This is a genomic window from Streptomyces sp. NPDC057654 (assembly GCF_042800135.1).
GTDB lineage: Bacteria > Actinomycetota > Actinomycetes > Streptomycetales > Streptomycetaceae > Streptomyces.
Window position 1 is genome coordinate 1 of the sequence record NZ_JBHVHQ010000787.1, and the last position, 4076, is coordinate 4076.

A 4076-nucleotide genomic window follows, 5' to 3' on the forward strand; every position below is an offset into this window, starting at 1 on the left:
GCGTTCGCGGTCGGTGTCTGAGGGCTCGGTGAGCCAGCAGACCGGTGCGCCCGAGGCGTCAGCAGGTCCGGCCGACTCGCGGTCCGCGTCGGACGGCTCGGCGAGCCGGCAGGCAGAGACGCCCGAGGCGTCAGCGAGCTCGGCCGCCGCGCGGCCGGCGTCCGGCAGCTCGGGCGGCCGGCAGGCCGCATCGGCGGAAGGTTCCTCCGGAAGCGTCTCCGACGCGCCCTGGCACAACGCTCGCCCGGCCTTCGAGGAGAAACGCGACGAGCCGAAGGAGCCGAAGGAACCGGATGACGCAGGAGGTGAGGAACGGTGAGCGGCACCCTCGACGTGGTCGTGCGGCTGGTCGCCGTCTTCGTCGCCTTCCTCGTGCTTCCGCTCGTCGTCGGCCAGACCGAGCACAAGGTGATGGCGCACATGCAGGGCCGCCTCGGCCCGATGTACGCCGGCGGGTTCCACGGCTGGGCCCAGCTCGTCGCGGACGGTGTGAAGTTCGCGCAGAAGGAGGACGTCGTCCCCGCGGGCGCGGACCGGCGGATCTTCCAGCTCGCCCCGGCCGTGGCCCTGCTCCCGTATCTGCTGGTGCTGGTCGCGATCCCGATCGGGCCGGGCAACCAGGTGGGCCAGTCCATCGACGCGGGCATCTTCTTCGTGCTCGCGGTGATGGGCGTCGGCGTCCTCGGCTCGCTGATGGCGGGCTGGGCGTCCGCCAATAAGTTCTCCCTGCTCGGCGGCTTGCGCACGGCCGCGCAGCTGCTGGCGTACGAGCTCCCGATGGTGCTCGCCGCCGCCTCCGTGGCGATGGCGGCGGGCACGGTCTCGCTGGTCGGCGTCCTGGACGCCTTCCACTGGTGGTGGGTGCCGTGGCAGATCGTCGGCGGGCTGGTCTTCTTCACGGCCGGGCTCGCGGAGCTCCAGCGCCCGCCGTTCGACATGCCGGTCGCGGACTCCGAGATCATCTTCGGCGCGTACACCGAGTACACGGGGCTGCGCTTCGCGCTCTTCCTGCTCTCCGAGTACGCCGGGATCGTCGTGCTCTGCGGTCTGACCACCGTGCTCTTCCTCGGCGGCTGGCACGGCCCGTTCGGGGCCGACGGCCTCGGCTGGCTGTGGACGCTGCTCAAGACGGCCGTCCTCGCCTTCGTCGTCATCTGGCTGCGCGTCAGCTATCCGCGGATGCGCGAGGACCAGTTGCAGAAGCTGGCCTGGACCGTGCTCATTCCGCTCGCCCTCGCGCAGATCGCGCTCACCGGCGTCGTCAAGGTGGTGATCCAGTAATGGCCGAGCCACAGCAGCCGCAGCAGCAGCCGCAGGAGTCTCAGCAGCCCGCCCGGTCCCGTATCCCCGGCAGCGGCCTCGCCAAGGGGCTCGCCGTCACCCTGCGCACGATGACCCGGCGCTCGGTCACCGCGCAGTACCCGGACGCGCAGCCCGAACTGCCGCCCCGCACCCGCGGCGTGATCGGCCTGTTCGAGGAGAACTGCACGGTCTGCATGCTGTGCGCGCGCGAATGCCCGGACTGGTGCATCTACATCGACTCCCACAAGGAGACGGTGCCGCCCGCCGCCCCCGGCGGGCGCGAGCGCAGCCGCAACGTCCTGGACCGCTTCGCCATCGACTTCTCGCTCTGCATGTACTGCGGGATCTGCATCGAGGTGTGCCCGTTCGACGCGCTCTTCTGGTCCCCGGAGTTCGAGTACGCGGAGACCGACATCCATGAACTGACCCACGAGCGGGACAAGCTCCGCGAGTGGATGTGGACGGTGCCGGCACCGCCCGCGCTGGACCCCGCGGCCGAGGAGCCGAAGGAGATCGCGGCGGCCCGCAAGGCGGCCGAGAAGCTCGCGGCGAAGGCCGAAGCCGAGGCGGCAGAGGCCGCTGAAACCTATGCCGACGGAGACCCGAACCGGAAGGGGGACGCGTGACGCTCGCCGCCGCCGGACACGGCTTCCTGTCACCGACCGGCGTCGAGATCGCCTTCCTCCTGGTCGGCATCGCGACGCTCGGCGCGGCCCTCGTCGCCGTCACCACCAAGCAGCTCGTGCACGCCGCGCTGTGGCTGGTCGTGGCGCTCGGCGGGCTCGCCGTGGAGTATCTGCTGCTGACCGCGGAGTTCATCGCCTGGGTGCAGGTCCTGATCTACGTCGGTTCCGTCGTGGTCCTCCTCCTCTTCGGGCTGATGCTCACCAAGGCGCCCATCGGCCGCTCCCCGGACGCGGACTCCGGCAACCGGTGGGCCGCGCTCGCCGTGGCCGTCGCCTCCGCCGCCGCCCTGGTCTGGGTCGTCGTGGACGCGTTCCGTACGACCTGGATCGACCTGGACGGCGTCGTGCAGGGCTCCACCAAGGTCTCCGGGGAGTTCCTCTTCCGGCATTGGGTGCTGCCGTTCGAGGCGCTGTCCGTGCTGCTGCTCGCCGCCCTCGTCGGCGCGATCGTCCTCTCCCGGCGGGAATCTCGACAGGGGCGGAGCCCCGCCGGCCCCGCCGGTGGTCCCGACAGCCGACATAACGGGGCGCGCTGATGCATCTCGCCTATCCCGCCGTGCTCGCCGTCCTGCTCTTCTGCGTCGGCCTCTACGGCGTACTGGCCCGGCGCAACGCGATCCTGGTGCTGATCTCCGTCGAGCTGATGCTCAACGCGGTCAACCTCAACCTCGTCGCCTTCGACGTGTGGCTCCGCGACGAGCTGCACGCCGGGCAGGCGCTCACCCTCTTCACCATCGCCGTCGCCGCCGCCGAGATCGGCATCGGGCTGGCCATCGTGCTGCTCGTGTACCGCAACGGCGGCGTCTCCGGCGTCGACAAGCTGCGCGACCTCAGCGAGCGGGCGGACGGCCCGCAGGACGCGGCGGGCAGCGATGAGCGGGACGGGCAGGACGAGAAGGACGAGAAGGCGGAGGCCGCCGCGTGACGATCACGACCACCGCCGTCCTCGTCCCCCTGCTGCCCTTCCTCGGCGCCGTGGCGGGGCTGCTGTTCGGCCGCCGCGCCCCCGGCTTCGTACGGCCGCTGGCCGTGCTGCCGACGGTGGCCGCCGCCGTGCTCGCCGCCGTCGTGGCCTGGCGGCAGGGCGGCGGGGACGCCGTCGACGCGGCGACCCGGCTCACCCCGACCGGCTCCGTCCCCATCGACCTCGCCCTGCACCTCGACGGCTTCGCGGCGCTCGTCGCGGTCCTCGTCACCGTCGTGGCGTCCTGCGTGCAGCTCTACTCCACGGGGTATCTGCGCGATGACCCCCGCTACCCCTCCTACGCCGCCCTCGTCTCCCTCTTCACCGCCGCGATGCTGCTGGTCGTCTACTCCGGCGACCTGATGGTGCTGCTGGTCGGCTGGGAGATCATGGGCATCTGCTCGTACTTCCTGGTCGGCCACTACTGGGAGACCGAGGCCGCCCGCGCCGCGTCCCTCAAGGCGTTCCTGGTCACCAAGGCCGGTGACGTCCCCTTCCTGATCGGCATCTTCGCGCTGGCCGCCGACGCCGGCACGTTCCGGATCGAGGGCATCGTCCGCGCCGCCGCGTCCGGCGGCCTCGACCACCCCACGCTCGTCGCGCTGCTGCTGATCGCCGGGGTTGCGGGCAAGTCCGCGCAGTTCCCGCTGCACACCTGGCTGCCCGACGCGATGGCCGGCCCCACGCCCGTATCGGCGCTGATCCACGCCGCCACGATGGTCGCGGCGGGCGTCTACTTCGTCGCCCGGCTGCTGCCCGTCTTCGCCGCCTCCGCCGCGGCCATGGTCGTGCTCGCCGCGATGGCCGCGGTCACCATGGTCGGCTCGGCGCTCGCCGCGCTCGCCCAGGACGACATCAAGCGCGTGCTCGCCTACTCGACGGTCGGCCAGCTCGGCTATATGACCGGGGCGCTGGCCTCCGGCGACCGGGGGGCGGCCGTCTTCCACCTGCTGTCCCACGGCGCGTTCAAGGCGCTCCTCTTCCTCTGCGCCGGCGTGATCATCCATGTCGCGGGCACCAATTCGCTGGCCGCCATGGCCCGGATGAAGGGGCTGTGGGGGCGGGCCCCCGACGCCTTCTGGACCATGACCGTGGCCCTGCTCGCGCTGGCCGCCATCCCGCCG

6 protein-coding genes are annotated in these 4076 nt (G+C 71.9%); 5 read left to right on the forward strand and 1 reads right to left on the reverse strand.

Annotation, left to right across the window (positions count from 1 at the left end):
• A partial coding sequence (locus ACFU99_RS35850) for a hypothetical protein (RefSeq protein ID WP_384400462.1) occupies positions 1-237 on the reverse strand: 237 nt, incomplete at its 3' end.
• A gap of 78 nt (positions 238-315) precedes the next feature.
• Between ACFU99_RS35850 and ACFU99_RS35855 the strand changes: the two genes are divergently transcribed.
• The 5 genes from ACFU99_RS35855 to ACFU99_RS35875 all read left to right on the forward strand — a co-directional run.
• Complete coding sequence (locus tag ACFU99_RS35855) at positions 316-1281, forward strand: NADH-quinone oxidoreductase subunit H (protein ID WP_384400465.1); 966 nt, start codon at positions 316-318, stop codon at positions 1279-1281.
• 110 nt (positions 1282-1391) lie between these two features.
• Complete coding sequence (locus ACFU99_RS35860) at positions 1392-1928, forward strand: 4Fe-4S binding protein (RefSeq protein WP_384400477.1); 537 nt, start codon at positions 1392-1394, stop codon at positions 1926-1928.
• Positions 1925-2524 carry an NADH-quinone oxidoreductase subunit J gene (locus ACFU99_RS35865; RefSeq protein ID WP_384400468.1) on the forward strand — a complete coding sequence of 200 codons (600 nt, stop codon included), beginning with the start codon at positions 1925-1927 and terminating at the stop codon, positions 2522-2524. Before ACFU99_RS35860 ends, ACFU99_RS35865 begins: the two co-directional genes overlap by 4 nt.
• On the forward strand, positions 2524-2913 hold the full coding sequence (nuoK, locus tag ACFU99_RS35870; protein WP_384400471.1) for an NADH-quinone oxidoreductase subunit NuoK: 390 nt from the start codon (positions 2524-2526) through the stop codon (positions 2911-2913). Before ACFU99_RS35865 ends, nuoK begins: the two co-directional genes overlap by 1 nt.
• Positions 2910-4076 (forward strand): NADH-quinone oxidoreductase subunit L (locus ACFU99_RS35875; RefSeq protein WP_384400474.1); only part of this gene is annotated, 1167 nt, incomplete at its 3' end. The genes nuoK and ACFU99_RS35875, both read left to right, overlap by 4 nt.